Source organism: Pantoea sp. E956-1, from assembly GCF_982223955.1.
On sequence record NZ_CEUYZP010000147.1, the window covers coordinates 1 to 245 of the forward strand.

A 245-nucleotide genomic window follows, 5' to 3' on the forward strand; every position below is an offset into this window, starting at 1 on the left:
CAAGCAGGTGGCGTCCCCTAGGGGATTCGAACCCCTGTTGCCGCCGTGAAAGGGCGGAGTCCTAACCGCTAGACGAAGGGGACACGATAGTGTCACGACTTCGCAGCCGTCCTGCTCATTACTTTTTATCAGACAATCTGTGTGGACACTGCGCGGGAAGGTATCTTCAGGTAAGGAGGTGATCCAACCGCAGGTTCCCCTACGGTTACCTTGTTACGACTTCACCCCAGTCATGAATCACAAAG

Annotated in this window: 1 tRNA gene and 1 rRNA gene; both read right to left on the reverse strand. The window is 54.7% G+C overall.

Features of this window, described 5'->3' with window-relative positions:
• Positions 1-8 precede the first annotated feature (8 nt).
• Positions 9-83: transfer RNA gene (locus AC0T7J_RS25700), tRNA-Glu, on the reverse strand.
• A gap of 88 nt (positions 84-171) precedes the next feature.
• Positions 172-245 (reverse strand): 16S ribosomal RNA (locus AC0T7J_RS25705); the annotation flags it as partial.